Raw genomic sequence first — 25,710 nt, forward strand, 5'->3', positions numbered from 1 at the left:
ACGCCGAGCTGACCAGGAGTCAGCAGAAAGAGAGGAACACTGAATGATCCCGTTCGCCTTCTGGGGCCGGGTGTCCACCGAGGACAACCAGGATCCGGCCTCATCGCGAAACTGGCAGCTATCGCGGTCACGAGCACTGATCGAGCCGCGCGGCGGCGTCATCGTCGCCGAGTTCTTCGACATCGACAAGTCACGGTCGATCCCGCCGCAGCGCAGGCCCCAGGCCGCGATCCTGCTCGACGAGCTGCGCAACCCCAACCGCGGGTTCGACGCCGTCGTGGTGGGCGAGCCGCAGAGAGCCTTCTACGGCAACCAGTTCGGCAACACCTTCGAGCTGTTCAACCACTACGGGGTGCCCCTTTGGGTGCCCGAGGTCGGCGGGCCGATCGACCCGGCCAACGAAGCGCACGAGCTGATCATGCTGATGTTCGGCGGGATCAGTAAGGGCGAGCGCAACAGGATCAAGATGCGCGTCCGCACCACCATGGAGGCACAGGCCAAGATCGAAGGACGCTTCCTCGGAGGTCGCCCGCCGTACGGCTACCGTCTCGGCGACGTCGGGCCGCATCCCAACCCGGGCAAGGCCGCCGACGGCAAGCGGCTTCGCCGGTTGGAGCCCGACCCGGTGACCGCTCCCATCGTGGCCCGCATCTTCTGGGAGTTCCTCCACGGCCAGGGCCTCTACCTGATCGCCGAAGGGCTCACCCGGGAGGGCATTCCCTGCCCGTCCGCCTACGACCGGGCGAGAAACCGTCACCGCAGCGGGCTCGCCTGGTCGAAGTCGGCCATCCAGGCCATCCTGCTCAACCCGCGCTACACAGGCCGCCAGGTCTGGAACAAGCAGCGTAAGCAGGAAGAGCTATTGGACGTCCAGGACGTCACCCAGGGGCACATCACCAAGCTCAAGTGGAATCCCGAGAGCCAGTGGGTCTGGTCCGAGAAGATCGTGCACGAGCCGATCGTGGATACCGAGACGTTCGAGCGAGTCCAGAAGCTCCTGTCCGCGAATGGCCGCCCCGCCGTCGAGCGCAAGCCCCGCAGCAGTCCGAGACCGTACGTCCTGCGCGGCCTGCTGCACTGCGGTGTCTGCAACCGCCGGATGGAAGGCTCCTGGAACAACGGCCGCACCCACTACCGGTGCAAGTTCCCCACCGAGTACGCCCTGGCCAACAAGATCGAGCACCCGCGGACTGTCTACGTCCGCGAGGACCAGATCCTCGGCGAGCTGGATACCTGGCTCTGCCAGATCTTCGCGCCCGACAACCTCCGGAGAACGGTCGAGACCTTGCTGGAGGCAAGGGACAACGAGGCCGACCGGGTCGTGATCGAGGCGGCCAAACGCACCGTCGACGACTGCGACCGCCGGATGGCCCGCTACCGGACGACGCTGGACGCGGGCGGAGACCCGCAGGAGATCGGCAGGTGGATGGCCGAGACGCGGGCTGAGAGGCTCAAGGCGGAAGGAAGCCTGCGCGCCATCAACCGCAGACGAGAGACGACGGAGAAGGAGGTCATGGAGCTGATCCCCAGGCTGGCGGAGATGACCGATGTCCTGGAGGATGCGGACCCCGCGGAGAGGAACGACCTCTACACGCAGATGGGCCTGCACCTCGTCTACAAACCCTCGGAGAGAGTCGTCGTAGTCAAGGCCAGGCCCAGCATGTACCAGAGTACGTGTCCGAGGGGCGAGCACCACCGGACGCACATGGCCCACCACCGCCGTTGGCCACATCCGCGTAGCCTGACCGCCGGCCGGAGCGACCGCCTGGTTCACGGCCTCTGACGGGTCCGACGCCACCGAGATCGATTCGGGGAGACGCACACTCAGCAGCGCGGTTTTCGTTTCGTATCTTGATGGATCTTGGTGCAGCGGTCACAGTGAGTGGGGTGCTGGTCATCGACCGGAGGTGCACGTGGCCCGAGTCCCCAAGCGCGACACCAGAGCCACCGCGAACGCGATCGTTGCTAAGTTCGGCCGGACGGTGGCGGAGAAGCGAGGGCTGGGCGGCGCGGAGGAGGACCAGTTCCGTGGGCCGTTGGAGACCCTGCTGCGCGATCTCGGCGCGTTGATCGGTGTCGAGGCGATTCCCTATGGCGAAGTACGACTGAAGCATCTGCGGGCGCGGCCGGATTACGCGGTGAACATCGGACAGGTCCGCGTCGGTTACGTCGAGTTGAAGAGGCCAGGCAAGGGGGTGCCAGGTGCGCCCGAGTGGCGCCCCGACAAGCGGGATCTGGAGCAGTGGGGCAAGCTCTCCGCGCTCCCCAACGTGGTGTACTCGGACGGGGTCACCTGGGCGCAGTACTCGTTCGGCGAGCGGATCTCGCCGATTGTCAGGTTGGGGAACACCGTCGCTGAGTTGCGGCGCCCGGCGGCGCCGGCCGTCGCCCAGCTGGTAGGCATCGTTCGGCGGTTCATGCTCTGGGAGCCGGAGTCTCCTCGGACACTTGGCTCGCTCGTGAAGATCATCGGCGGGTTGTGTAGCCTGCTGAAGGACGAGGTGTATGCGGCAATCACCGACCCTTTGAAGAAGCGCTCCCAGATGCGGCTGGCGCTACTGGCCGACGACTGGCGAAAACTGCTGTTCCCTGGGCTCGACCATGAGCGCTTCGCCGACGCCTTCGCCCAGACCGTCACGTTCGCGCTGCTGCTGGCCCGCTCGGATGGTATTGACCTGATCGGCGAGCCCTACCAGGAGATCGCTCGGAAGCTGGGCAAACGGCACCTGCTGATGGGACAGGCGTTCGCGGTGCTCACCAGCGGGGCCGACGACGAACTCAACACCATCGAGACCCTGCGCCGCGTGATCAGCGTCGCAGACCTGCAGACGCTGGACGTCAGCCCGGTGGACGCCTACGCCTACCTCTACGAACGCTTCCTCGCGAGCTACGATCCCACGCTCCGCAAGGACACCGGCTCCTATTACACCCCGGTAGACGTTGCCCGCCATCTTGTCCGCTTTGTAGACGAGGTACTTCGTGAGCATCTCAGTAAGGAGTGGGGGTTCGCTGACGACGACGTGGTGGTCGTCGACCCGGCGATGGGAACCGGCACCTTCCTGGTCGAGGTCATCGGCCGTGTCGCGGACCGGGTCGCCGACAAGCTCGGGCACGGATCTCGAGAGGATTACGTCAACGACCTAGTCACCGACCGGCTGATCGGGTTCGAGATCCAGGTCGCCCCATACGCGGTGGCTGAGCTGCGTATTCATGGATCGTTCCAGAGCAGGTTCGCGGTGGAGACTCCGACTGAGGCTCTGCGGTTTCTCAGCGACGCCTTAGCTGACCCGCACCATGTACAGCCAACGCTGGGTGCTCAGTACCGAGTGATGGAGGAAGCACGAGACAAGGCGAACGGCATCAAGCGCAGGATCCCTGTGATGGTGGTTATCGGGAATCCGCCTCACGTGGAGAACGCCAAAGGACGAGCCGAATGGATCGAACGCCCGCGCAAAGGAAAGACCCGGCAGGAAGCCACGGTTGACCGCCCCTCGCTTGACGAGTTCCGAGCCGACGGTTTCGGCCGGTATGAATCTGATCTGCATGGGATGCCGTGGTATTTCCTGCGTTGGGCGGCTTGGAAGGTATTCGAGGCCGAGCATCGCATGCCGGAAGGCGTAGTGGCGTTCATCGTCCCCTCCAGCGTGATCAAGGGAGCAGCCTTCAGGGGGTTGCGTCAATACCTGCGACGCACGTGTGACCTGGGCTGGATCATAGAGCTCACCCCCGAAGGGAACCGTCCACCGATCGCGACCCGGGTCCTCGGGCCCGATGTCGGGCGCCAACTCGCCATCCTCATCTTCGCCAGGACAGCGCACTCGGACGCCAAGAAGCCAGCGACGGTCCGCTATCTGGCGTTGCACGGGACGCGTGAGGAGAAGACGGCCGCGCTAGCGCAGCTGACGACGACAGGATCGCGCTGGCACACCTGCGGTATCGGGTGGCAGGACTCCTTCCTCCCGGCCGCCGACCCGCAATGGGTGGCGTTTCCCTCGCTCGGTGACCTGATGCCGTGGCGGTCGAGAGGCGTCACTCCCGGACGGACATGGGTCTATGCACCCACCGCCGAGGTCCTGCGTACCCGGTGGCGGACATTCCTCGCCGCGTCGAGGGAGGATCAGCGTGAATTCTTCCGAGAGGGGCGGGATCGCACTCTGCACAGTCGAGTCGACCCCCTGCCTGGGTTCCCGCCAGTCCAGCGCTCGCTGGCAGAGGAGTCGGAACCGTGTCCCGAGCCGATCCGGGTCGCCTACCGCTCGTTCGACCGGCAGTGGCTCATTCCCGACAACCGACTTCTTGTCATGGCCCGTCCGCCGCTCTGGCAAGTCCGCTCCGACCACCAGATCTACGTTTCCGAGCAGGACGCGCACGAGATCACCGACGGCCCTGCTCTGGTCTTTTCCGCGCTCATCCCCGATTTGCACCACTTCAACGGCTGGGGCGGCGGCGGGGTGCGTCCGCTCTGGCGCGATTGCCTGGCCAGCGTCCCCAACATGACCCCGGGGCTGCTCGAACACCTCCGAAGCTGGCTGGGCGTTCCCGTCGGCGCAGACGACGTCCTGGCTTATATTGCGGCGATCATCGCGCACCCCGGATACACCCGCCGATTCCGTGAGCATCTTCGGCAACCGGGCGTCCGCGTCCCGCTCACTGCGGACTCGATCCTGTGGAATCGCGCGGTGACGATCGGATGCGAAATCCTCTGGCTCCACACCTACGGCAGCCGCTGCGTCGATCCCACTGCGGGTCGGGGGCGCTCAGAACGTGCCCTCATCGAACGATTCGGCGTCAAGTGCTTAACCCCCGTCAGGTCACTTCCTGAGCGGCTCGGCGAGCACCTCGACTACGACCCCGGAGCACAGACACTCACCGTGGGCAGTGGAACATTCGCCCCCGTACGTCAAGAGGTCATCGACTACACGGTTTCCGGCCGACGCATCGTATGGCGGTGGTTGAACGACCGGACCATACAGCCTCGAAACAAGCGCCGGACATCGAGCCTCGACGACATCACACAGACCTCCTGGAACCGTGAGCTGACACTCGAATTCCTGGCGCTTCTCTCCGTGCTGACCGGATGCGTCCTGATGCATCCCGAGCAGGACCAGTTGCTGACCGATGTGTGCTCGGGGCCGCTGATCGGTCAGGCCGATCTTGCCGCCGCTGGCGTGCTCCCGGTCCCGGAATCAGCGACGAGGCCGCCGAAGCCGAGGCAGGCTGGAGCGCATCCTCTTCCCGGCAGCTGATCCAAATCAGCGCGTCTGGGGTTCCAGTCCCTGGCTGCGTACTGCCTCTGTTCAAGCCCCGGGGCTCAAACCCGGAGCCTACGGATTCAAGGCCGATGTGGTCGTTGGTGGTCGGCCACTATGGCGGCGAATTAGGTGCGTCTTGGGCGAGGCGCACGCGGTGGCCTTCTGCAGTGTCGCCGAAGTCGCGTTCATCGTCGTCGCGGAAGCGTTTGTAGAACCACTCGGGTACTCGGGTGGGGTCCAGGCGGGTGCGGAGTACGCCGTCCTGCACGTCCCGTGCGATGTTCCGTAGGCGGTGCCATTCGTCGTTGGGAACGGGGCCGGGGCGTCCGTTGTGCAGCTCGGTATTGACGATCTTGGTGAGCCGGTCGCGTTCGTCGGCCACCTTTCGTTGGCCAGACCAGATCTCGTAAGAGATCTGGTAGGCCGCCAGCGACGGGACGAAGAAGCTGAGGAGAGTGTCAAGCAGCGTAGCGTCCGCGACCGCGAGGCCGATAACGAGGCCGATGGTAGTCCACAGGATCGCGGTGGCGGAGATGAAGTGACTATAGCGGCGGCGGAGGCGCGCGTCCCAGGCGAGGTTCTGTTCCTGGGCGATGAGCACGTCATAAGGGTGGTGGACGTCGTTGGTGGGGTCGTACCAGCCGTCGGTGATGCGCTTGTCCTTCGCGCCGCCTCGGATGAGTTTGCGCGCGAGCCGGCGGACGTCGGGTTGAGGGATGGGGTCGCCTGCAGTGGTGGCACGCCACGGCAAGTGGAATAAGGCGGTATCGAACATCTCCTGGAGTAGGGCACCCTGGCGGGCGGTGTTCCCGGCGAGGCCCTTGAGCAGGAACGCTGAGACGACGAACCAGAAGAACCCGACGATGGAGACGGTTGCCCGGCCGTGACCGATCAGCGTGATCAGAACACCGGCCCCGGCGAGCGCAACGGCGGTGATGACGCGCACGGCTTCCAAGAACTGGCCGCGCTGATGACTTGCCGCTGCGGCGCGCTGTAGGAGCAGCATGGCGTCGTCGAGCTGCCGCTCATGGATGGCCCGAGGTGGTATCCCCCGGACACCGCCAGGATCGGTGGAAAGGTTCATGGCTTGGTTATCCGGTTTCCGAACAATTGCTTCCACTCGTCGTACGCCGCGCGTTCTTGGCCCTCGTCCTCAAGGTCCACCGCCCGTTCTGCGATGGAGCGGGCCTGGTCGAGTGCGTTGGCGGCAGCAAGTTTCTGGGTGGCGTCCATGACAGCGTTGACGTCGCCGCCCAGGCCGGCGGGGTCGGGCCACTCGTCGCCGATGCGTTCGGCGGCGGTCGCGAGGAACAGCACGATCTCGTCCTGGTAGCGCCCGATCGGCGGCTTCACCAGCGACTGTGCCATGACCTCCAACAGGAACGACGGCGATACAGGCTCGCCGAGTTCGCGATTGATGCCCTTGACCATCTTGACGAAAGGTACGTACTTGCCGTCGCAGTCGGCGTTCTTGGCGATACTCAGCTCGTGGTGACGCTTGGGGTTGGTCGCGATCCAGTCGCCTGCCGAGGGATTGGGGATGTAGTAGCCGCCGTTATCTCGCTTGAAGGCGGGAACTACATCGACCGACATGACCTCGTCGTCGGAGCCGTAGGGGATGACGACGGCCATGCCGTCCCGGGCGGCGGCGGTCCACTTCTGACGGAGCAGGGACTCCAGGGCGTTGATCACCTCGATGGGGGCCTGATCGCGGAAATCTGCCTGGGAGCCGTTAGCGTCGAGGACCATGAAGATGTCGATGTCCTTGAGCTTCTTCGTCTTGGTGTCGCGCCGGTAACTGCCGGTCAGGAAGTCGTCGATGAGGTCCCAGTGAGATCGGACGAAGTCGCGGATGGTCTCGTGGCGTGTTTTCGCCAGATTCTGCTCGGTCTGGGTGATCTCCAGGTTGTGCTTGAGATTGGTGAAGGCGTCGTCGATGTATCCCATGGGGCGTGTTCCTGCTCGTGGTCTCAGGTGTGGAAGTACCGCATGCCGGTCGAGGCGTGCGGGGCAGAGCCAAGGGTGCCGAAGGTGATGCCGCGCAGGCCGTCCGTGCTCGCCCGACGGCCGGGATCCCAACCTGGCTGAGGGGTGCGCGGTCCGTTGAACGTGCAGAACAGCCGGTAGGTGGTGCTCGTGGGTACCCGGTCGAACTTCGCCCGAAACCGGGCGGCTCGGGCACGGGAGGCGGTGAACTCAGCGTTGCCGTTCCCGGAGGTGGTGTAAGAGACCGGGAACTCGATCACCGGTGCGACGGTGCCTGAGGGTTGGTGACACTCGAGGACGACCGTGTCGAGGGAGCCTTCCTCGATCCACGCTTTGATCGCGTTCTCGTTCTGCACCCAGTCGCGGTGCAGCTGGTCCATGTTGATCCCCAGGTCGGCGAGGATGTCGGTGATGGTGCCGAGGATGACGTCGGTCAGGTGAGTAGCGGTGTGGGTGCGGGTGTAGCTGAAGGTGTACGTGGAGGTCATCGCGGCGTCACCGCCCGCCGCAGAGCTTCACGGTCGATCAGCGGACCGGCGTTGGCAGTCTTCGTCTCCGGCGCGGGCGGGGCAGTGTCAGACAACCGGTCGTGACCGTTAGCGGCTGCCTTCACCTGCTCCTGAAGTGGGGACGGGGACGGCAGGTGGATCATAAAAGTGTCGGTGCCCGCCGCACCGGGGACGGGGTTGAGGTTCTCGTCCAACGTCAGCGCCGCCGTGCCGGACACTGTCGTGATCTCGCAGTACACCTTGCCTGCCACGAGAGTAATTGGATGCTGCTGCAGGTGCCCTGCTGCGATCAGCATCCGTCCGACCGCCTCGGCGGCCGACATTGCCTGTACCGCCTCGTCGCGAGACAGCGCGGAGGACTGCGCCACCGTGTCGGCCACGAGCTCCGAGACCACCGTCCAGGTTGCGCTGGCGCTGCGCACGGGAGAAGCTGCGATCTGTCTAGTGCGTAGCACGAGACACCTCCGGCTGACCCGTGTCCGCGACAGCGTTGCGTACCGCGTCGGCTAGGTCGTCTTCGGTGAGGTTGCCAGGGTCCAGGACCGTGTCCAGCCGCTGAGCCAGGGCTTCGAAGACCACCTTGCGCGTACGGCGACCGTCCAGCCCGTGAGCGGCGAGGGCGATGCGGTCCATCGCCGAGGAGCGCGCCAGCTCACCCAAGGCCGGGTACTTGTCGGCCAGCGTCAGCAGGGTGGAGACCACGATCTCCCGGAGCGCCTCCGGCTCGGGAAGTGGGACGAGGATGGCGGCGTCGGAGCGGGAGAGGAACGCCTCGTCCAGAGCGGTGGTGAAGTTGCTGGTCGCGACAAAGAAGAGGTGCGGGTGCTCGACGGCGTTGCGATCCAAGGCGGTGAGGACTGCGTCGGTGGCGCGGTGGACATCAGCCGGGTTGGCGGCCAGCGACGCTGCCGAGCGGGCGACCGCCATCGACTCGACCTCGTCGAGGATCACCACGGTCGGCACGCCATTCGACGCGAGACCCGGCACGTACTCGCTGAGCAGCTCGCTGACTCGCTGCTGAGACTGCCCGTGCTCGGCGCTCATGAGTCCGTGCGGGTTGATCTCGATCCGCCGCACCTCGCCTCCGGGGACGTAGCAGGCGACCTGCGCCGGCAGACCCCGTGCCAGGGTGGTCTTGCCGGTGCCAGGAGGACCGTAGAGCGTGCACAGGCCGTGCAACGCCGTCACCGCGAACGGCAGGTCAGGTCGTACGAGCAGCGACAACACGGTCTGGTTGCGCAGCCGCTCCTTGATTTCCTTCGGCACCACGATGGCGTCCCACAACGCGGCCTCCGCCGAGTCGGCAGAGATCACCTCGTCCGACAGCACGCACTCCTGCACCCTCATACCTCAACTCCGTCCTCGCAGGTATCGAGCAACCTCAGATTTCAACATCATCTTCTCGCTACATGGTAGACTATAGAGCATGGTAGGTGTGTGGTTGGACACACTTTGCCTGGCATGTCGGCTAGGAGTTGGGTGACTTGACTGTCCAGTAACCAAGGTGTGCCTAAGATGCGAGCGGAGGAATCAAGATCGAGAGTCGTCCGCTGATCGGCGGACGGTGACTGGCGCGGAGACGAGCGACGTGAACGACCCGCAACTGAATGTCGGCGACATCGCGGCCCTGTTCGATCGCGCCCGACTGCGCATGGCGCGCGAACTTCGCGGTCTCACCCAGGTGCAGCTGGCCCGGGAGGTCGGCTCCGTCACCGCGGCCTCAATCAGCCAGTTCGAGAACGGACACACGAAGCCCGCCGCATCGACGCTTCGTCGGCTCGCGGTCGCGTTGCGCGTACCGCCGTCGTTTTTCGCTGCTCCAGCCCGCCCCCCCGCCACTGATCAGGCCAACGGGTTCTTCCGTAGCCTTCGTTCCACCTCCCCTCGAGATCGTCAACAGGCGCTCGCCTACGTCCACCTCGCGCGGGAGCTTGCACTTGAGCTCGAAAAACACGTCGCGTTGCCCGACCTCAATGTGCCGCGCGTCCCAATCCACGAAGGTCAGACTCTTCAGCCCGCCGACATCGAACAAGCGGCCGCACAGGTTCGTGACCACTGGAACATCTCGCGCGGTCCAATTCAGGACGTTGTGCGACTGTTGGAAATCAACGGAATTGTTGTCGTCCGTTTTCGCGTCGGCATCGATAAGGTCGATGCATTCTGCGTCGACTTCCCAGATAGGCCCGTTGTTGCTCTCGGAGCCGACAAGGGCCTGCGTGACCGCTCCCGCTTCGATGCGGCCCACGAGCTAGGCCACCTGGTCTTGCATGGCATTAGTGGAAAAGTTGGCGACAAAGTCACTGAGAGTCAAGCTCATGAATTCGCTGCCGCGTTGCTTATGCCTTCCGACGACATCAAATCCGAGCTGCCGAGGCAGCTTGACTGGCCCGCTTTTCTTCGCTTGAAAGCAAAATGGCACGTCTCGCTAGCTTCCCTCCTGGTCAGGGCAAAAACGCTCGGCGTCATGAGCGAACACACCTATGCGCAGGGATGGAAAGCCTTGTCCGTCCGCGGATGGAGGAAGGTGGAGCCAGGAACTCTGGGAAATCCGGAGGCTCCTGTACTCCTGCATCGTGCACTAGAACTAATGGAAACAACCGGCATTCCCTTCACCGATTTTATTAATCGTTCAAACCTCCCGGAAGCTGACGTTCGAACCCTACTCAGCCGGGACATCAGCGAACGACCCCGCGTAGAACTCTGACCTACCTCGTCTGATCCATCTTGCGCACCCAGGACGACCACGCCCATAGCGTCGCCTCCGACGATCACTGCGGCCTCGGGTAGATCGAGCACGGATCCATCAAGCGCCAGCAATCGCTGGTGCCGCCAAGTCCCGTCGGCATCGCTGAGGTGGCTGGGAGGGCCGCCCGCTCGAACATCTCCTGACCGCTCGGCACCCAATCGCTGCCCGACCTGCGTCGTTGCCATCGAATGCTTGTATGGTCTGTGGCGAGAGAAGCGCTCATCTGCGCGGCCTGAGCTGTAGAAACGTTAGTGTGGATGCCGCTATTCGTTAGCTGAGCTGGGTGTATGCAGTGGCTAGGCGGGCGCGGCGAAACTAAAAGCCATCAGTCCTGCCGGTGTGGATCCGAGCATCGGCCCGATCCCGTACAGCCTGTGCAAGGCGGAGTCGCCGATGCGGCCTACCCTCTCGTTGCGGGCGTTGGGTTAGCCCTCTCCGCTACGTTGCGGGCGGGCCTGAAAATTCCGCCTGACTCTCGCATACGCAGGAGGCCAAGCTGCGGGAAGATGGCATCACGATGCCCCGTCGGCGGGCGTGCGTTGCCTTGCGCGGGCGCGACTGCCCCGGTGGGCCAGCGCAGCCAGCACGTTGAGCGATTCCATGAGGAGCCTTGTGAGCACGCTCGGTAGTTTCATCTGGTCGATCGCTGACCAGCTTCGGGGTCCCTACCGCCCCAACCAGTACGGGAACGTGATCCTCCCCTTCACGATCCTTCGACGCCTCGACTGCATCCTGGAGCCGGACCGCGAGACCGTCCGAGACCTGGCCGCGGCACACGAGAACCCGAACCGGCTCCGGATCGAGGTCAAGAAGGCCACCGGCCGACCGTTCTACAACACCTCGAAGTACAGTTTCGCCAACTTGCTGCAGGACGCGGACGGGCTGGAGGACAACCTCGTTGACTACATCGACCGGTTCTCCGCCGATGTCGATGTGTTCGAGTACTTCGATTTCAAGAAGGAAATCATCGCCCTGGAGAAGGCCGGTCTCCTGCGTGAGATCGTGAAGTCCTTCGCGGTCGTCGACCTGCACCCTAATGTCGTGTCCAACGCCGACATGGGGGACGCGTTTGAGTACATCATCCGCAAGTTCAACGAAGCCGCGAACGAGACCTCCGGTGACCACTACACGCCGCGTGACGCGATCCGGCTGTTGGTCGACCTGCTCTTCGCCGAGAAGGACGCCGCGCTGGGCGAGGAGGGCATCGTCCGATCGCTCTACGACCCCACCGCCGGCACCGGCGGCATGCTCGCCCTGGCCGAGGAGCACCTGCTCAAGCAGAACCCGGATGCCCGGCTGAGCCTGTACGGCCAGGAGTACAACCCGCAGTCGTACGCGATCTGCAAGTCCGATCTTCTCGCCAAGGGCCACGACGCGTCTAACATCGCCTTTGGCAACACGCTCACCGACGACGCCTTCAAGGGCCGCCAGTTCGACTTCTGCATGTCCAACCCGCCGTACGGTGTCGACTGGAAGCAATACGCCAAGGCGGTTACCAAGGAGCGCGACGAGGCCGGCCCGTACGGCCGGTTCGCGCCGGGCCTGCCGGCCACCTCGGACGGGCAGATGCTGTTCCTGCTGCACCTGGCACACAAGATGCGTGCTCCTGAGGACGGTGGCGGCCGGGCCGGGATCGTCATGAACGGCTCGCCGCTCTTCAACGGCGCCGCTGAGTCCGGCCCGTCCAATATTCGCAGGTGGCTGCTGGAGAACGACCTGGTCGATGCGATCGTCGCGCTGCCGACCAACATGTTCTTCAACACCGGCATCGCCACCTACATCTGGATCCTCGACAACACCAAGCACCCCGACCGCAAGGGTCTGGTCCAGCTCATCGACGGCACCTCGTTCTGGACCAAGATGCGCAAGAACCTCGGCAGCAAGGGCCGCGAGATCAGCGACACCGACCGCGCCAAGATCGTCCAGCTGTACGCCGACTTCACCGACGCCGACCCGGACTTCTCCAAGGTGCTGCGCAACGACGAGTTCGGCTACTGGACCATCACCGTCGAACGGCCACTGCTGGATGAGGACGGCAAGCCCCTCGTCGACCGCAAGGGCAACCCGAAGCCCGACTCCAAGAAGCGCGACACCGAGAATGTGCCGTTCACCTACGGCGGCTCGACCGCCGGGTCTGTGGGCAGGGCCGAGGTCACCCAGGCGTACTTCGATACCGAGGTGAAGCCGCACGTGCCAGACGCCTGGGTTGACTGGGCCAAGGTCAAGGTCGGCTACGAGATTCCTTTTACCCGCCACTTCTACAAGTACGTCCCGCCTCGCCCCCTTGCCGAGATCGACGCTGATCTGGAGAAGCAGGTCGCCAAGATCCTCGACCTCCTGCACGAGGTGGAAGGGTGAGCCCGGCTCCGCGAGCAGGCTGGCGCCAGACGACCATACGCCGGGTGCTCCGTCCGCTAGACCGCCCGGCTCAGCCCGGGCTCGGTGTCATCACCGCCTATCGGGACGGCATCGTGACCCTTCGCTCCAACCGCCGTGAGGATGGCTACACCTTCTCGGACACCGAGAACGGTTACCAGGAGATCCGTCCCGGCGATCTGGTCTTCCACGCGCTCGACGGTTTCGCTGGCGCAGTCGGCGTCTCCGACAGCCACGGCAACGCTTCCCCCGTCTACCATGTCTGTGAGCCCGTCGCTGGCGACGATCCCGGTTACCTTGCCCGTCTGCTACGCCACCTCGGCACCTCCGGCTTCCTCGCCACCCAGGCGCCGAACGTCCGAGAGCGCAGCGTTGATTTCCGCAACTGGAGTACCTTCGCCCGCATCCCCCTGGTGCTGCCCCCGGCGGCGGAGCAGCGCGCCATCGCCGACTACCTCGACCGCGAGACCGCCCGCATCGACACGCTGATCGAGGAGCAGCAACGTCTGATCGAGATGCTCCGCGAGCGGCGCGAGGCAACGATCCGCTCGGCGCTCCTATCCGGCCTCGATGCCGCAGATAAAAGGCCGTCTGGAGTGGAATTGCTGGGTGCCATACCGAGGCACTGGCGAATGGTTCCGACCCGATACCTCTGCACCATCACCACTGGTTCCGAAGACTCGGGAAATGCTACTGAGGACGGTGATTACCCGTTCTATGTCCGCGGTCGCGAAATCCTGCGTATCGGCCACTACTCCTTCGACGGCGAAGCGGTCATGACACCTGGCGACGGTCAGGGGGGCACAGGCAAGGTCTTCCACTACTTCAAGGGCAAGTTCGAAGCACACCAGCGTGTCTATGTCTTCAAAGACTTTGCAGGCATCTCAGGCTGGTACTTCTATTACTTCCTGTCCACGTTCCTCCGGCCGGTCGCGCTCGCGGGGAGCAACACGGTCACCATGGAATCGCTACGGCGCCCATTGCTCGCCGACTTCAAGATCGCGGTTCCACCGTTGGATGAGCAGCGGCGGATCGCAGCATACCTTGATGAGCAGACTGCGAAGATCGACGCGCTCACTGCTGAGGCCGAGCGGTTCATCGAGCTCGCCCGTGAGCGACGGGCTGCCTTGATCACGGCTGTGGTAAGAGGTCAGATCGACGTACGAGAGGCCGCGTGATGGCCGACCACAACGAGGTCGTCTTCGAGACCGAGATCTGCGAGCACCTCGCGGCCCATGGCTGGCTGTACTCAGTCAACGACACCGGCTATGACCGTGAGCGGGCGCTGTTCCCCGAGGACCTGTTCGCGTGGCTGGAGGCGACCCAGAAGACGGCGTACGAGAAGGCGTTGAAGGCGGCGGGATCGCGGGCGAAGTTCCTCGACGTACTGACGACGGCCCTCGATAAGCCGCTGGAGCACGGTGGCGGGATGCTGAACATCCTGCGCAGCGGAGTGCAGTACATCGGCGGTGGCCGGTTGAAGATGGCGCAGTTCCGGCCCGAGACGACGCTGAACGAGACGACGAACGCCGAGTATGCGGCGATGCGAGTCCGGGTGATGCGGCAGGTGCGCTTCTCAACCGCCGATCAGCGCAGCATCGACCTGGTGTTCTTCGTCAACGGGCTCCCGGTCGCGACGGTGGAGCTGAAGACCGACTTCACACAGTCGCTGAACGAGGCGATCCAGCAGTACCAGAAGCACCGCAACCCGATGACCAACGGTCGGCGCGAGCCGCTGCTGTCGTTCGGGCATCGGGCGCTGGTCCACTTCGCGGTCTCCAACAACCTGGCCGCGATGACCACCCGACTCGAGGGCGAGACGACGCACTTCCTGCCGTTCAACACCGGCTTCGACGAAGGTGCAGGGAACCCGCCCGGGGCGAACGGGAGGTCGGCGACGGCGTACCTGTGGGAGCGGGTCTGGGAGAAGCACGCCTGGCTCAACATCATCGGCCGGCTGATGCTCGTGGAGACCAAGCAGGAGTGGGATGTGGCGACCGGCACGTCGGTGCGCCGTACGAGCATGCTGTTCCCCCGGTTCCACCAATGGGAGGCGGTCACGAACATCGTGGCCGCCGTGGCTGAGGAGGGCGTCGGTCAGCGTTACCTGATCGAACATTCTGCGGGGTCGGGGAAGACGAACACGATCGCCTGGACGGCGCACCGTCTCGCTCGGCTGCACGTCGATGATGAGAAGGTCTTCGACTCGGTCATTGTGGTCGTCGACCGCACGGTGCTCGACGGGCAGCTTCAGGACGCGATCCGGCAGATCGACGGCAGCGGGAAGATCGTCGCGACGATCAGCCCCGAGGACGTGCGCAAGGCCGGCGCGAAGTCGAAGTCCGGCCTGCTGGCGCAGGCGCTGAAGAACGGCGAGCTGATCATCGCCGTGACGATGCAGACCTTCCCACACGCACACGATGAGATCCGAACCGACGCCAGCCTGAAGGGCAAGCGGTTCGCCGTCATCGCGGACGAGGCGCACTCTTCTCAGTCTGGGCGGATGTCCTCGAAACTAACGCAGGTCCTGACCGCCGAGGAGATCAGGGAGATCGAGGACGGTGGCTCGATCGACATCGAGGCGGTTCTGGCCTCGGAGATGGCCGAGCGGGCCGAGTCGGAGAACATCTCCTACTTCGCTTTCACCGCGACTCCGAAGAACAAGACTCTGGATCTGTTCGGCCGCAAGGGGCCGGACGGCAAGCCGCGCGAGTTCCACCTGTACTCGATGAAGCAGGCGATCGAGGAGGGCTACATCCTCGACGTGCTCAAGGGCTACCAGTCCTACGACACCGCGTTGAAGATCGCAGGCAAGGCCGAGAGCGGCGACGGTGGCGAGGTCGAGGAGTCGACTGCACGCAAGGGACTGATGCGCTGGGTTCAGCTGCACCCCACCAACATCAGCCAGAAGGTGCAGATCATCGTCGAGCACTTCCACGCCAACGTCGCCCACCTGCTGGAGGGCAAGGCGAAGGCTATGATCGTCACCGACTCTCGCAAGGCCGCGGTGAAGTACAGGAAAGCCATCGACGCCTACATCGCCAAGCGAGCTGCCGAGGACGCGTCCTACAACTACCGGGCTTTAGTCGCGTTCTCCGGATCGGTGTCGATGGCAGAGAACGACGAGTGGAGCCAGGACTGGGGGCCGACGCCGTCGAAGGACGACGAGTTCACCGAGGCCAAGATGAACCCCGGAGCGGGTGCCGACCTCGCCGCGGCGTTCAAGGGCGAGACGTACAAGATCATGGTGGTTGCCAATAAGTTCCAGACTGGCTTCGACCAGCCGCTGCTCTCGGCGATGTACGTCGACAAGAAGCTCTCCGGGGTCACCGCCGTGCAGACGCTCTCCCGGCTCAACCGCACCCACCGCACCGCCGGCGGGGAGCAGAAGGCCAAGACGTTCGTCATCGACTTCGCCAACAAGCCTGACGACATCAGGGCCGCCTTCGAGCCGTACTTCACCAATGCCACCCTGGAGACCGAGACCAACCCGTACGTCGTCATACACCTGGCCAACAAGCTCGCCCAGGCGGGGATCTACACCGAGGAGCAGGTCCGCCAGGTCGCTGAGCTATGGGTCACCCGCAAGGGCAACAACGCGCTCTCGGCGGCGATCAGCCCGGCCCAGCACGACTTTCGGCGTCGCTACGCGGCAGCGATCGAGGCTGAGGACAAGGTCACGCTCAATACTCTCGATCTCTTCCGCAAGGATGTCTCCACCTACGTGCGGCTCTATGACTTCATGAGTCAGATCGTCGACTACGGCGACCCGTACATGGAGATGCTCTCGATCTTCCTCCGGCTTCTGGAGAAGGTTATCGCCGAATCCTCGTGGAGCGCCGAGGTCGACCTTTCTGACGTGGTCCTGGTCGGTGTGAAGCACACCAAGAAGATCGCGGTTGACATCTCGCTGACCGGAGACGGGCAGTTGAAGGGGATCAGCGCAGCGGGAACCGGCGCCAAGAAGGAGCCGAAGTATGTCGCGCTCCAGGTCGTCATCGACAAGATGAACGACCTCTTCGGCGCTGAGTCGTTCGCCGAGTCCCAGATCCGGGAGTTCGTGCAGGGGCTTGTGCAGCGACTGCTCGACAACCCGGACCTGGTCCAGCAAACCCGTGTGAACTCGAAGAAGCAGTTCATGGAGTCGCAGGACTTCCAGTCCGCTGTTACCGAGGTCGTCGCCGATAACCAGGAGGCGCACAACACCATGGCTGACTACTTCTTCAGCGACGGGCCTGCGATCAAGGGGATCACCATGGCGCTCGCCGACGCATTCTATGAGGCCGCGATCGATAAGGGGCAGGCCGGCTTGGTTAAGGATCTTGAGGCATTCAGCACCGGCAAGTCAGTGTGACAGGGTTGCGCCTGCCGAGGGTCTGAGCGTCAAGCTGCCTTTGGTGAAGGGGCTTCGGAACCGTCGTAGGCTCCGCGCCTGGAGTTGTCGTATGGCGAGGGGTGCGTGATCTACCGGCACAACCTCTCCCTCGACCCTCGGCCCAGGGCCCTGTGGCTGTCGATCGGCAGGACAGAGCTCATCGGGTGCTCGATTCTCATCTGGCTAGGACGGGTCCTGGGCTGTAGAGATGGTGGCCCGATAAAACAGCTTGGTAGGCAACTCGCTCTGGCTAAGCCTCTCGTAGAACTGCTGCGCGCTTGCGTTCTCGCGATCGGTGGTCCACTCAACTCTGCTGCATTCCTGTTCGGCCGCCAGCGCAAACAGCGCGTCCATTAGAGCCGTCCCCACCCCTTGGCGCTGCGCCGACTCTGCCACGTAGAGCTCTTTCAGGTACAGCGACCGCGTCAGCCCGACGGCGGGCCACAGGAACGAGTAGGACGCGACGCCGACGAGCTGCTCACCCTGCCAGGCAAGTAACGCGAATGCAATACGAGGTTCGGTGAAGAGGGCTTGGTGAACCTGCCGAGTACGTACCTCCACTGAGTCCAGCTCCGTAGCGCCGTAGTACCGATCCATCTCCTCCAGCAATTTCACAAGAGCTTCGATGTGATCCGAGGCCGCGGGCTCCACTTTGATCGTCACGTGAGCTGGATTCCTCCTCAGTCGCACGACGACAGAAGCTCACGAAGCTGCCGTACAGCTGGCAGAGCCTTCTGCCCGTGCGGTATGACCTCGAGGACTTCCCTGCCACGCAGATTGATGATGCCCTCGCGTTGATCCTTCGTGAGCGGGACGAGCGTAGCCGCCGCGTACTCCAGAGCACCAGCGCTGTCACCGTCGCGCGCCAGACACAGGGTCCGATCCAGGCCGACGAGCGCCCGATCCAGATAGTCCGTCGCAGAATACAGTTCGAGAGCCCGCTGCTGAGCCTGCCAGGCTGCCCTGGTGTCACCCAGGTAGGTGTACGCATTGCCCCGGTGGAAGTAGAGCTGGGCCTCGTTGTAGCCGAAGGCGGAATCGTTGATCTCGTCAGGGCGTAGCGAGGCGAGAAGGCCCTCCGCCCGCGCGAGCGCCGCTTGAGCCTCACCGGCGCGTACGGGTCCGAGCGCGGCCTGCGCTCGGGCCTCCAAGGCGGCCGCGAGGACTGCACCCACGGATGTGTTCACGAGCGATTGTGCGCCCCTGGCGACGTCGATGGCCTCCAGGTAGTCGCACGCGTAGAAGTGGCCGTATGCCTCCTGAGCGAGCACCCAGGAGTAGGTCCACGGGTCTTCAGCTTCCTGAGCCGCCAGGCGAGCCGTTCGGGCCCAGCGGCGAAACGCGGCGCGGTCGTCGAGCTTGATGTGGGTCAGGCACATGAGTCCGGCCATGTGCGCCGCTGCCCGGGTGAGCCGGCGCTTGGTGGAGGCCGACCTGTTCTCCGCGAGGGCCTGGTGCAGGTCGGTGAGGTCTGCAGCCAGGTCGTGGACGAGGAGGTTGGCCGGCCTGGTGTGGGCTGCTTGCCCGTAGAGGACGACTGCACGCTCCCAGTCGTCCAGTGTCGCGTTGCTCATCGTGCCTGCCGCCAGTACGTCGTCGAGGCGTTGGCGCAGGTTCTCGTACCCGGAGCCCCCGAAGAGTTCGCATTCAGACATGTTGAGCACGGTTGCGCACAGTCTGCGATAAAACGGGCTTGCGTCATGCTTTCCCGCTTCCCATCCATATATATTCCTTTTGAGGCTTTCGATTGACGGCAGCCGTGTCGGCTTGTGCTCGGCATCGGCCGCCGCTTTGATCAATTTGCGGGCGAGATCACTCTGGCTCCACCCGTGGGCTTCGCGCTCTTCGCGCAATCGGTTCGTCATCGGCTGGATCTTAGAGGCCATGACCCGGTACCTCGCAAGGAGCGGAAACGATGGGACATCCACTCGTTTCATAGTCTCTCGGCTTCCCACGCTAGGGAATGGCCGGTCGAATGGATTCGTGTTTGCATTCACGGATCCCGATGCTGGGTCATTCATGTCGACCGCTGTCGAGCATCGAATGTTGGGCGTGGGAGGCTTGGGCGAATCCTCCCTGTCGGACAGTATGGCCAGCCCATGGCCGGAGGTTTGTGCTTTTCCCCGAACACACGTCTCCGTTCGTACCGCAAGAGGCGGGATATAGGCGCCATGACCGATACCAGTTGCCAGCCAGGGGCGGTGGCATCAGCACCTGCGGATCTCGCGTGGGAGCCGCACGTGCTGCCCGGCGGCGACGTCGTCCGCGTGAGGCACACCGCATGTTGCGGTGCCTTCGAACTGGCGTCCCTCGGTGGGCAGTACTTCGTGCTGCGACCCGCCGAGGTGACGGGCGAGTACGAAGAAACCGCCCGGGGGCGCTACATCACGGCCGTCGCCGCGTACGTCGCCCTGCTCAAGCAGCACCACGCCGAACACTTGCGCCGGGGGCAGACGCCAGAGCGTGACAGGCTCCTGGACCACCCAGGATGAGCGCCAGTCCACCGTGCGGCGTGTTCGTGGACACCGGACATGGCCCAGTTCAGCGTGAACCACGCCAACGCGGGGATGCGGCGACGGCATCCCCTGACCACCACAAACCGCGAAGAGGAGCCATCCATGACAGACGACACCAGCGAACAGGCTCGGGCCGCTGAGCTCAGGGACAAGCTCGCGGACGAGCTCATCGCGGCAGGACACATCAAGTCCGCGCCGGTGGAGGCAGCCTTCCGTACGGTGCCGCGGCACGCGTTCGTTCCGGCCGATACGCCGCTGGAAGTTACCTATGCCGTCGACAACGCCGTGGTGACCAAGAGGGATGAACGCGGCATCGCCATCTCCTCGGTGAGCGCGGCGTACATCCAGGTAGCCATGATCGAACAAGCCGAGCTGGGGCCGGGCATGAGCGTGCTGGAGATCGGCTCCGGCGGCTACAACGCGGCCTTGCTGGCCGAAGTCGTCGGAACCGGCGGCCAGGTGGTCAGCGTGGACATCGATCCAGAGGTGACCGACCGTGCCACCGCCCTGCTGGAGGCCGCGGGATACGCCGATCGGGTCACCGTGATCACGGCTGACGCCCAGGCCGAGATACCGGGGCACGGGTCGTTCGACGCGATCATCGTGACCGTCGGCGCGTGGGACGTGTCTCCGGCCTGGCTGCGCCAGTTGGCTCCGGACGGCAAGCTCGTGCTGCCGCTGCGCATGAACGGCGTCAGCCGCTCCATCGCCTTCCGTCGAGAGGGTGATCATCTGGTCAGCACCTCCGCAGTGGTGTGCGGATTCGTGCCGATGCAGGGGGCAGGGGAGCATATCGACAGGGAGTTGGGGCTGCCGGACGCGCGGGGGCGCCTCGTCACCCTCCGGTTCGACGACGGTCCGCCTGTCGAGCCGACCTTGTTGAACGGCGTCCTCGCCGGTGAACGGACTGAGGCATGGTCTGGCGTCACGATCGAACACGGGGTGTCCTTCGCCGACCTGCATCTGTGGCTCGCCAGCTTCCTGCCCGGCTTCTGCAAGATGGCCGCCGAAGAGGGGACCGAACTCGCGCAGGAGCGCAAGACCTGGTTCCCCTTCGCCGTGGTGCGCGGCGACTCCTTCGCCTACCTGTCGGTGCGTCCCGCGTCCGAAGGCTCGGGAGTCGAGTTCGGAGCACGCGCCTACGGCCCCCACGGCGACGAGCCGGCAACCGCCATGGTGGAACAGATCCGGGCATGGGACGCGCGAGCCAGGCGTCGGCCCGAGCCCTCGTTCGCCTACTGGCCGGCCGGAAGTGCCCCTGGCCGTGTCCTGGAGAACGAGGCGGTCCTCCACAAGACCCACGGTCTTCTCACGATCTCCTGGCCCGCGGACTGAATTACCCCTAAGGGCCAGGGTGCCCACACCGAACCCCGATGCGAAGGAGTACGAATCCCATGTCACCACTGCTGACCCTCGACGCCACCGAGGCGCTGGACCCCACGGATGTCGTGGCCGAGGAGGACTTCGAGCTGGACATGCGCGTCGTCGAGGCGACGACGTCGCTCGTCGTCATGATGTGCGACACCGGCGACGGGTGCGGCAGCACCTGTAGCACCAGCGCGTGCAGCACCAGTTCCAACGACCCTTCCTGATCACATCCGCAGTCGTCGGCGCCCGGGTCTCGCGGGCGCCGACGGCGCAGCTCGTAACCGATGCCGAAGGGATCACTGTGACCGTCCTCCCGCGGTACGAACACACCGGCCTGGTCATGGTGCGCGCGACCACCGATCCAGGCGACCTGGAGCTACCGACGCGTCTCGACCTGTCCGATGAGACGGTGATCCAGCACGAGGGTAGGACATGGCTGGCGAAGGCCTGGGCGCGCGACGACGTACGCGAGGCCCTGCGGATGGCCACTCCCGTCCTCGCCAGCCGTATCGATCGCCTGCTCGGTTGCGAGCACTCCGCCACCGCCGACCTACGACGAGCCATCCTCTCCACCACCTCGTATCTGCTGCGTTGGCAGCGACGCGCCACCCCCTTCGGGCTGTTCGCCGGAGTGACCACGGCCACGGTGGGACCTGCGAAAGCTGATTTCGGAAAGCGACATCGTGCTCGGTCTCGGGTGGACGCCGAGTGGCTCATGAACCTGATCGACCAATGCGAACAGCACCCCACCCTGCGTCCGCGTCTGAAGGTGATCACCGACAGTGCCGGCGTCATCCGCGATGGCCGCTTCATCGTGGCCGCGCGGCGAGAGGTCGGCGCGCGGACCCCTGGTCCTCTTCGTGATGTATCCGTGCGCTTGACCCGACCTGTGCGGTGCGCGTTGGTCGCAGCCGCTCAGCCCATCCAGTTCGACGAACTCGCCGACGAACTGAGCAGGCGCTTTCCCGCCACACCGCCGGAAAAGATCCATGGCTTGCTGCACACCTTGGTCGACCAGCGCGTTCTCATCACCAGCTTGCGCCCGCCGATGACCGTGGTCGATCCCTTGGAGCACCTGATCAAAGCTCTGCGCATCGCGGGCTGCCGAGACCTGCCGGACATCGCGGGGCTGCTACGCCAGCTCGAATGCGTGCAGGACCTGCTCACCCCCCAGGGCCCCCTCACGGATCAGGCCGGGGCCGCCGCCGTTCGCGCCGAGGCCTGCACGCGAATGAACGTTCTCGCTCCGGAAGCCGGCCTGGCCACCGACGTGCGGCTCGATGCGACGATCACAGTCCCCGAAGTCGTGCTCAAGGAGGCAGAGCTAGCCGCCACTGCCCTGCTGCGCCTGTGCACCGAGCCCTTCGGCCGGACGGCCTGGATGGACTACCACGCCCGATTCCTGGCCCGGTACGGTCGGGGCGCCCTGGTGCCCGTACGAGAGCTGGTGGGCGACGTCGGCCTCGGCTATCCCCCCGGTTACCTCGGCGCACCTCGTGCCAGGCCCGCTTGGCGCATGCTGACCGAGCGAGATGCCGTTCTTCTCGCACTCATTCAGGAAACGGCGCTTTCCCGATGTGGGGAGATCACGCTCACGGAGGCGCATCTTGAGGCGTTGACCGTGGGGGATCACACCACCGTCGTCCCGCCTCGGCGCATCGAGCTGGGCGTGGCTCTGCACGCCGAGTCCGCCGAAATGATCGACCGCGGCGAGTTCGAGCTGTGGATCACGGCCGCCCCACGCTCCCACACCAGCATGGCTGGGCGCTTCGCCTACCTGCTCGATGACGACGATCGAGCCCGGCTCGCCGCGAGCTACCAGCATGCCGGGGACGACGTGGTGACGGTCCAACTGTCCTTCCCGCCTCGACGCCCGCACAACGAGAACGTCGTACGTGTCGCGCCGCTCCTCCACGACACCATCCACCTGAGCGAGCACGCCGAGCCCGGGACGATTGATCTCGACGACCTGGCGGTCACCGCCGATGCCGCGCAGATGTACCTGGTTCAGCGTTCCACCGGCCGCCGCGTGATTTCCCAGATCCCTCACGCGTTGGACACCGTCGTTCAAAGCCCGCCCCTGGCTCGCTTCCTCGCCGAGGTCGCGGAGGCCCGAAGCGCGGTCTTCACGCCGTTCACCCCGGGCGCCGCTCGCACTCTGCCGTACATTCCGCGCATCCGTTACCGACGTACCGTTCTGTGCGCCGCCCGCTGGATCCTCTCCGCCGCTGACCTGCCCAGCAACGGCTCATGGGACCGATGGGAGTCGGAACTTCACGCATGGCGTACACGGTGGCGCGTACCGGCTCGGGTGGTGCTGTGCCACGGGGAGCTACGCCTGCCGCTCGACCTCGACCGTCAGATGGACCGTGCCGTACTCCGCACACGGCTGGAACGGGCAGAACGGATCGAGTTGAAGGAGGACGGCCCGTCCGAGGGGCAGGAGTGGATGGGGCGTCCAGGCGAACTGCTGATCCCCATGACCGCGATCGGGCCGTCCTCATCGAGGCTCCCCTCGACCGCGCCCCCGGGAGCTGTTCACCGGCCAGGTACCTCCGAGGTGGTCCGCGCTCATCTGATCGGCAATCCTGCCCGGTTCGACGCGATCCTGACGCAGTACCTCCCCAGCTTCGTCGACGAGCTCAGCGGCCTCGTCACCCGCTGGTGGGTGAGCCGGCACCGCGACATGATCCGCCTCGACGCCGACCAGCACCTCGCGCTCTTCGTACGGCTGACCGACCGTAGTCAGTATGGGAGGGTCGCCGTGCGTCTGGCCGCGTTCGCCGAACAGTTGGAAGCGCGTGGCTTGCTCGGGCAGCTCGCCTTGACCACCCATTATGAGCAGCCCGGCCGGTACGGTGATGGCGATGCCCTACAGGCCGCCGAGCAGGTTTTCGCCGCGGACACCTTGGCCGCGATCGCGCAGATCACAGCCGCAGAGAGCTCCGGCCTGCCAGGTCAGCCGCTGGCCGCCGCGTCGATGGTCCATCTGGCGGTGGCCTTCGCTCCCGACGCCGCCACCGGGCTCCGGTCACTGATTCATCGCCTGGATCGGACGACAGGACCACTGGACCGTTCCTTGCGCGACCACGCTCTCCGATGGGGCGATCCCACGGGTGACTTCGCTTCCGTCCGATCCCTCCCCGAAGGAGAAGACGTCGTCGCCGCGTGGCACGCACGCGGAAATGCTCTCCGTACGTATCGTCAGATCCTCACTGAACAGCGCGACCCGGCCACGGTGCTGCGCACCCTGCTGCACGAGCACCACGTGCGAGCTCTCGGTGTCGACCCGGCATTCGAGCAGGTGACGAACCGCCTGGCTCGCGCGGTCGCGCTACGCCGCTTGGCCTTGGTGGGTGCTCTGTGAGCGTGGAGACGTGGAGCGCGGATGAGGTGATTGCCCAATCGCTGTCGCGAGGAGCGGCCGGAGTAGCGCTGCTGTACATAGAGCGGGCCCTGTCCGGGACCGAAGCTTGGGAGAACGTCCACGCCCACCTGCGGCAGGCCGCATCCGGAAGGATCGACGTCGCCGAACACGTCGGCCTGTACTACGGCGCACCCGCCATCGCCTTCGTCCTCCACTCCGCGAGTGCGGACGGAGAGCGTCGTTACCGCTCGACAGCGCTCAAGCTCGACGAACTCGTGCTCCGCATCGCCCGCCGTCGCCTAGCAAGTGCGACAGCTCGAATGGACCGGGGAGAGCCGGCGACGTTCCAGGAGTACGACCTCTTCTCCGGACTCATCGGGATCGCGGCGCTGCTGCTACGCCGCATGCCGGAGAACGACGTCCTGACCTGCATCCTGCGGTATTTGATCCGGTTGACCTGTGCCCGTAACGAGGACGGACTGGAGCTTCCCGGATGGTGGGTGCCGCACGACCCCGATCCCATCCTGCCCACCCCAGGTGGGCACGCCAATCTGGGAATGGCTCACGGCGCCGCAGGTCTGCTCGCCGTACTCTCCCTGGCGACTCGCCAAGGCTGCGTCGCACCCGGGCAACGTGAGGCGATCGCCTCCCTGCTGTCCCGGTTCGAGCAGTGGAAGCAGACTTCGGCGGATGGTCCCTGGTGGCCGCAGTGGCTCACCAGGGAGGACCTGCGGAGCGGGCAGCTCACCCAATCCGGCCCAGGCCGTCCGTCGTGGTGCTACGGCACGCCCGGCATCACGCGCGCCCTCCAGCTCGGCGCCATCGCCCTGGGCGATCAGGCACAGCGCCGGGCGGCGGAGGAGGACATGGCAGCGTGCCTGACCGCGGGACAGCTCCGCCGGCTGAGTGACGCTGGTCTGTGCCACGGCTTGGCGGGGGTGTATCAGACCGCCTACAGAGCGTCCCAGGACGCGCTCGACGGGGAGATCGCAGCGCGCCTTCCCGAGCTGGCCCCTCTTCTGATCAAGCAGGCCGGGGCTTGCCGTGGCAACGGTGACGGCCTGCTGACCGGAGAAGCCGGAGTTCGGCTGGCCATGGAGACGGTGTATGCGCCGCCCTGTTCGGGATGGGACTCATGCCTGCTGATCACCTGACTGCCGCTTCACCCGCGAGGGTCGCCGCCGCCGTTCTCGCCGTGCTTTCCGGCTCGGATCT

18 protein-coding genes are annotated in these 25,710 nt (G+C 65.1%); 11 read left to right on the forward strand and 7 right to left on the reverse strand.

Going from position 1 to position 25,710, the window contains the following annotated elements; genetic code table 11:
- The first annotated feature begins 43 nt into the window (after window positions 1-43).
- Together KME79_RS15085 and KME79_RS15090 are read left to right on the forward strand one after the other, a co-directional pair.
- Window positions 44-1,783, forward strand: a complete 1,740-nt coding sequence (locus tag KME79_RS15085; protein ID WP_219544956.1) for a recombinase family protein — start codon at window positions 44-46, stop codon at window positions 1,781-1,783.
- A 130-nt stretch (window positions 1,784-1,913) separates the two neighbouring features.
- Window positions 1,914-5,246 carry a type ISP restriction/modification enzyme gene (locus KME79_RS15090; RefSeq protein WP_219544957.1) on the forward strand — a complete coding sequence of 1,111 codons (3,333 nt, stop codon included), beginning with the start codon at window positions 1,914-1,916 and terminating at the stop codon, window positions 5,244-5,246.
- 118 nt (window positions 5,247-5,364) lie between these two features.
- Here KME79_RS15090 and KME79_RS15095 read toward each other — a convergent pair whose 3' ends face one another.
- The 5 genes from KME79_RS15095 to KME79_RS15115 are packed head-to-tail and all read right to left on the reverse strand — an operon-like array spanning window position 5,365 to window position 9,094.
- Window positions 5,365-6,336: an S-4TM family putative pore-forming effector gene (locus tag KME79_RS15095; protein WP_219544958.1), complete on the reverse strand. Its 972-nt coding sequence runs from the start codon at window positions 6,334-6,336 to the stop codon at window positions 5,365-5,367.
- Complete coding sequence (locus KME79_RS15100; protein WP_219544959.1) at window positions 6,333-7,199, reverse strand: CBASS oligonucleotide cyclase; 867 nt, start codon at window positions 7,197-7,199, stop codon at window positions 6,333-6,335. Before KME79_RS15100 ends, KME79_RS15095 begins: the two co-directional genes overlap by 4 nt.
- 23 nt (window positions 7,200-7,222) lie before the next feature.
- Window positions 7,223-7,726 carry a hypothetical protein gene (locus KME79_RS15105; protein WP_219544960.1) on the reverse strand — a complete coding sequence of 168 codons (504 nt, stop codon included), beginning with the start codon at window positions 7,724-7,726 and terminating at the stop codon, window positions 7,223-7,225.
- Window positions 7,723-8,169: a CBASS system Cap8 protein gene (locus KME79_RS15110; RefSeq protein ID WP_219544961.1), complete on the reverse strand. Its 447-nt coding sequence runs from the start codon at window positions 8,167-8,169 to the stop codon at window positions 7,723-7,725. The genes KME79_RS15105 and KME79_RS15110 overlap by 4 nt, the downstream gene beginning before the upstream one ends.
- A 19-nt stretch (window positions 8,170-8,188) precedes the next feature.
- Window positions 8,189-9,094, reverse strand: coding sequence for an AAA family ATPase (locus KME79_RS15115; RefSeq protein ID WP_219544962.1), 906 nt, complete (start codon window positions 9,092-9,094; stop codon window positions 8,189-8,191).
- A gap of 241 nt (window positions 9,095-9,335) precedes the next feature.
- Between KME79_RS15115 and KME79_RS15120 the strand changes: the two genes are divergently transcribed.
- The 4 genes from KME79_RS15120 (at window position 9,336) to KME79_RS15135 (ending at window position 17,223) form a co-directional block, all read left to right on the forward strand.
- Window positions 9,336-10,451, forward strand: coding sequence for a helix-turn-helix domain-containing protein (locus KME79_RS15120; protein ID WP_219544963.1), 1,116 nt, complete (start codon window positions 9,336-9,338; stop codon window positions 10,449-10,451).
- Window positions 10,452-11,093: 642 nt separating this feature from the next.
- Window positions 11,094-12,851, forward strand: a complete 1,758-nt coding sequence (locus KME79_RS15125) for an HsdM family class I SAM-dependent methyltransferase (RefSeq protein WP_219544964.1) — start codon at window positions 11,094-11,096, stop codon at window positions 12,849-12,851.
- 44 nt (window positions 12,852-12,895) lie between these two features.
- A complete protein-coding gene (locus KME79_RS46940) occupies window positions 12,896-14,047 on the forward strand; it encodes a restriction endonuclease subunit S (RefSeq protein ID WP_219544965.1) in 1,152 nt (383 codons plus the stop codon).
- Window positions 14,047-17,223, forward strand: coding sequence for a type I restriction endonuclease subunit R (locus KME79_RS15135; protein WP_246639897.1), 3,177 nt, complete (start codon window positions 14,047-14,049; stop codon window positions 17,221-17,223). Before KME79_RS46940 ends, KME79_RS15135 begins: the two co-directional genes overlap by 1 nt.
- Before the next feature lie 204 nt (window positions 17,224-17,427).
- Here the strand turns inward: KME79_RS15135 and KME79_RS15140 are convergent, their stop codons facing one another.
- Together KME79_RS15140 and KME79_RS15145 are read right to left on the reverse strand one after the other, a co-directional pair.
- Window positions 17,428-17,907, reverse strand: coding sequence for a GNAT family N-acetyltransferase (locus KME79_RS15140; protein ID WP_219544967.1), 480 nt, complete (start codon window positions 17,905-17,907; stop codon window positions 17,428-17,430).
- A gap of 17 nt (window positions 17,908-17,924) precedes the next feature.
- On the reverse strand, window positions 17,925-19,109 hold the full coding sequence (locus KME79_RS15145) for a helix-turn-helix transcriptional regulator (RefSeq protein WP_219544968.1): 1,185 nt from the start codon (window positions 19,107-19,109) through the stop codon (window positions 17,925-17,927).
- A gap of 336 nt (window positions 19,110-19,445) precedes the next feature.
- On the opposite strand from KME79_RS15145, the gene KME79_RS15150 reads away from it, so the two are divergent.
- The 5 genes from KME79_RS15150 to KME79_RS15170 all read left to right on the forward strand — a co-directional run bounded on the left by KME79_RS15150 (window position 19,446) and on the right by KME79_RS15170 (window position 25,649).
- A complete protein-coding gene (locus KME79_RS15150; RefSeq protein ID WP_219544969.1) occupies window positions 19,446-19,736 on the forward strand; it encodes a hypothetical protein in 291 nt (96 codons plus the stop codon).
- Window positions 19,737-19,862: 126 nt separating this feature from the next.
- Complete coding sequence (fxlM, locus tag KME79_RS15155) at window positions 19,863-21,095, forward strand: methyltransferase, FxLD system (protein ID WP_219544970.1); 1,233 nt, start codon at window positions 19,863-19,865, stop codon at window positions 21,093-21,095.
- 59 nt (window positions 21,096-21,154) lie between these two features.
- On the forward strand, window positions 21,155-21,352 hold the full coding sequence (locus tag KME79_RS15160; protein WP_219544971.1) for an FxLD family lanthipeptide: 198 nt from the start codon (window positions 21,155-21,157) through the stop codon (window positions 21,350-21,352).
- Window positions 21,322-24,495 (forward strand): lantibiotic dehydratase, encoded by a 3,174-nt coding sequence (locus KME79_RS15165; protein WP_308248921.1) that lies wholly within the window; start codon window positions 21,322-21,324, stop codon window positions 24,493-24,495. Before KME79_RS15160 ends, KME79_RS15165 begins: the two co-directional genes overlap by 31 nt.
- On the forward strand, window positions 24,492-25,649 hold the full coding sequence (locus tag KME79_RS15170; protein WP_219544972.1) for a lanthionine synthetase C family protein: 1,158 nt from the start codon (window positions 24,492-24,494) through the stop codon (window positions 25,647-25,649). The genes KME79_RS15165 and KME79_RS15170 overlap by 4 nt, the downstream gene beginning before the upstream one ends.
- The last annotated feature ends 61 nt before the right edge of the window (window positions 25,650-25,710 follow it).

This window comes from Nonomuraea harbinensis (assembly GCF_019396385.1).
GTDB lineage: Bacteria > Actinomycetota > Actinomycetes > Streptosporangiales > Streptosporangiaceae > Nonomuraea > Nonomuraea ferruginea.

What these genes read in the sequence shown, in the direction of transcription:
- KME79_RS15085 (WP_219544956.1), top strand. Translation starts at nt 44, where the DNA reads ATGATCCCGTTCGCCTTCTGGGGCCGGGTGTCCACCGAGGACAACCAG.
- KME79_RS15095 (WP_219544958.1), bottom strand. Translation starts at nt 6,336, where the DNA reads ATGAACCTTTCCACCGATCCTGGCGGTGTCCGGGGGATACCACCTCGG.
- KME79_RS15100 (WP_219544959.1), bottom strand. Translation starts at nt 7,199, where the DNA reads ATGGGATACATCGACGACGCCTTCACCAATCTCAAGCACAACCTGGAG.
- KME79_RS15105 (WP_219544960.1), bottom strand. Translation starts at nt 7,726, where the DNA reads ATGACCTCCACGTACACCTTCAGCTACACCCGCACCCACACCGCTACT.
- KME79_RS15115 (WP_219544962.1), bottom strand. Translation starts at nt 9,094, where the DNA reads ATGAGGGTGCAGGAGTGCGTGCTGTCGGACGAGGTGATCTCTGCCGAC.
- KME79_RS15125 (WP_219544964.1), top strand. Translation starts at nt 11,094, where the DNA reads ATGAGGAGCCTTGTGAGCACGCTCGGTAGTTTCATCTGGTCGATCGCT.
- KME79_RS15135 (WP_246639897.1), top strand. Translation starts at nt 14,047, where the DNA reads ATGGCCGACCACAACGAGGTCGTCTTCGAGACCGAGATCTGCGAGCAC.
- KME79_RS15145 (WP_219544968.1), bottom strand. Translation starts at nt 19,109, where the DNA reads ATGACGAACCGATTGCGCGAAGAGCGCGAAGCCCACGGGTGGAGCCAG.
- fxlM (WP_219544970.1), top strand. Translation starts at nt 19,863, where the DNA reads ATGACAGACGACACCAGCGAACAGGCTCGGGCCGCTGAGCTCAGGGAC.
- KME79_RS15160 (WP_219544971.1), top strand. Translation starts at nt 21,155, where the DNA reads ATGTCACCACTGCTGACCCTCGACGCCACCGAGGCGCTGGACCCCACG.